General features: G+C 48.9%; 2 rRNA genes. Both read left to right on the top strand.

The features are described 5' to 3' along the window. Positions 1 to 145 precede the first annotated feature (145 nt). A 23S ribosomal RNA gene (locus QO187_RS13585) occupies positions 146 to 3001 on the top strand. Between the two features lie 187 nt (positions 3002 to 3188). Then, positions 3189 to 3302, top strand: a 5S ribosomal RNA gene (gene rrf / locus QO187_RS13580). Positions 3303 to 3312 lie beyond the last annotated feature (10 nt).

Below are 3312 nucleotides of genomic sequence, written 5' to 3'. Positions count from 1 at the left end.
CCTCTTAACGACATCAGTTGTTATCCCAGGGGTGAGTTATTAAAAAAGTAAAGAGAACTGAATCAAGCGTATAAACATAGGTGATATCGTTATCATAATTAGATTGTATGACACTTAGAAGTCGAAAGACTACTTGGGGTTGTATGGTCAAGTAATGAAGCGCACATGGTGGATGCCTTGGCAGTCAGAGGCGATGAAAGACGTGACAGCCTGCGATAAGCTTCGGGGAGGCGGCAATATCCTGTGATCCGGAGATTTCTGAATGGGGAAACCCACTTACCATAAGGTAGGTATCCTAATTTATTAGGAAGCGAACGAGGGGAAGTGAAACATCTCAGTACCCTTAGGAATAGACATCAATTGAGATTCCCCTAGTAGCGGCGAGCGAACGGGGAGAAGCCGATTAATTCTAATGTAGAAGAACAGCGTGGGAAAGCTGACCGTAGTAGGTGATAGTCCTGTATTCGAAACATTAGAGTTAACATATTAAGTAGAGCGGGGCACGAGAAATCCTGTTTGAAGATGGGGGGACCATCCTCCAAGGCTAAATACTCCTGACTGACCGATAGTGAACCAGTACCGTGAGGGAAAGGCGAAAAGAACCCCTGTGAGGGGAGTGAAATAGAACCTGAAACCGTGTGCGTACAAGCAGTGGGAGCCCACTTGTTGGGTGACCGCGTACCTTTTGTATAATGGGTCAGCGACTTATATTCTGTAGCAAGGTTAACCGTTTAGGGGAGCCGTAGGGAAACCGAGTCTTAATAGGGCGTTTAGTTGCAGGGTATAGACCCGAAACCGAGTGATCTATCCATGAGCAGGTTGAAAGTGCCGTAACAGGCACCGGAGGACCGAACCCACTGTCGTTGAAAAGCCAGGGGATGACTTGTGGATAGGGGTGAAAGGCTAATCAAACTCGGTGATAGCTGGTTCTCCCCGAAAGCTATTTAGGTAGCGCCTCGGACGAACACCATTGGGGGTAGAGCACTGTTTCGGCTAGGGGGTCATACCGACTTACCAAACCGATGCAAACTCCGAATACCGATGAGTGATATCCGGGAGACACACGGTGGGTGCTAACGTCCATCGTGGAGAGGGAAACAACCCAGACCGCCAGCTAAGGCCCCAAATTCCTAGTTAAGTGGGAAACGAGGTGGGAAGGCATAGACAGCTAGGAGGTTGGCTTAGAAGCAGCCATCCTTTAAAGAAAGCGTAATAGCTCACTAGTCGAGTCGGCCCGCGCGGAAGATGTAACGGGGCTCAAACTAGGAGCCGAAGCTGCGGATTTGAATTTGTTTTCAAGTGGTAGGGGAGCGTTGTGTAAGCCTGTGAAGGTGTGTTGTAAAGCATGCTGGAGGTATCACAAGAGCGAATGCTGACGTGAGTAACGATAATGCGAGTGAAAAGCTCGCACGCCGGAAGATCAAGGGTTCCAGTCCAACGTTAATCGGGGCTGGGTGAGTCGACCCCTAAGGCGAGGCCGAAAGGCGTAGTCGATGGGAAATCGGTTAATATTCCGATACTTGTTTATAATGCGATGGAGGGACGGAGAAGGTTATGTCAGCCTGGCGTTGGTTGTCCAGGTGAAAGGATGTAGGTTTATAGCTTAGGTAAATCCGGGCTATTCTATACCGAGATCTGATAGCAAGCTGTACTTGTACAGCGAAGTGGCAAATACCATGCTTCCAGGAAAAGCTTCTAAGCAATAGTTATAAACGAATCGTACCCTAAACCGACACAGGTGATCAGGTAGAGAATACCAAGGCGCTTGAGAGAACTCTGCTGAAGGAACTAGGCAAAATGGTACCGTAACTTCGGGAGAAGGTACGCTGTTGGTGGTGATAGGACTTGCTCCTTGAGCTGCTGGCAGTCGCAGATACCAGGCTGCTGCAACTGTTTATTAAAAACACAGCACTCTGCAAACACGAAAGTGGACGTATAGGGTGTGATGTCTGCCCGGTGCTGGAAGGTTAATTGATGGGGTTAGCGTAAGCGAAGCTCTTGATCGAAGCCCCAGTAAACGGCGGCCGTAACTATAACGGTCCTAAGGTAGCGAAATTCCTTGTCGGGTAAGTTCCGACCTGCACGAATGACATAATGATGGCAGCGCTGTCTCCAGCAGAGACTCAGTGAAATCGAAATCGCAGTGAAGATGCTGTGTACCCGCGGCTAGACGGAAAGACCCCGTGAACCTTTACTACAGCTTTACATTGAACTTTGACCTGACTTGTGCAGGATAGGTGGGAGGCTTTGAAGCCGAGACGCTAGTCTCGGTGGAGCCAATCTTGAAATACCACCCTGGTCATGTTGGGGTTCTAACTCAGGTATAACAATACCGAGGACAATGTATGGTGGGTAGTTTGACTGGGGCGGTCTCCTCCTAAAGAGTAACGGAGGAGTACGAAGGTGCGCTCAGACCGGTCGGAAATCGGTCGTAGAGTATAAAGGCAAAAGCGCGCTTAACTGCGAGACCCACAAGTCGAGCAGGTACGAAAGTAGGTCTTAGTGATCCGGTGGTTCTGTATGGAAGGGCCATCGCTCAACGGATAAAAGGTACTCTGGGGATAACAGGCTGATACCGCCCAAGAGTTCATATCGACGGCGGTGTTTGGCACCTCGATGTCGGCTCATCTCATCCTAGGGCTGAAGCAGGTCCTAAGGGTATGGCTGTTCGCCATTTAAAGAGGTACGCGAGCTGGGTTTAGAACGTCGTGAGACAGTTCGGTCCCTATCTACCGTGGGCGTTGGAAATTTGAGAGGATCTGCTCCTAGTACGAGAGGACCAGAGTGGACGAACCTCTGGTGTTCGGGTTGTCACGCCAGTGGCATTGCCCGGTAGCTACGTTCGGATGGGATAACCGCTGAAAGCATCTAAGCGGGAAGCCCACCTCAAGATTAGATTTCCCTAAAGAGCCGTTCAAGACTAGGACGTTGATAGGCAGGGTGTGGAAGTGCAGCGATGCATGTAGCTAACCTGTACTAATTGCTCGTTTGGCTTGACCATACAACACCCAAGTGGTTTGTAACCAAGTCTAATTAATCTATCTTGTATAGCTCAGGCTATAGAATAAAGAAAGAATATTTCGATATCACCTTTAACCTTGATTCAGTTAGGTTACAAGTTGATCGACCATAAACTAAACATTTATAGTCAAACAATAAAAATAACAGACTCATATCTAACCCCCTTTGCTGACGACAATAGCGCGATGGCCCCACCTGATCCCTTCCCGAACTCAGAAGTGAAACATCGTAGCGCCAATGGTAGTGTGGTTCGCCCATGTGAGAGTAGGTCATCGTCAGCTCTCTATTCTA

This window comes from Psychrobacter sp. Arc9 (assembly GCF_041431295.1).
GTDB lineage: Bacteria > Pseudomonadota > Gammaproteobacteria > Pseudomonadales > Moraxellaceae > Psychrobacter.
This window is presented reverse-complemented; position numbering and strand designations above follow the sequence as displayed.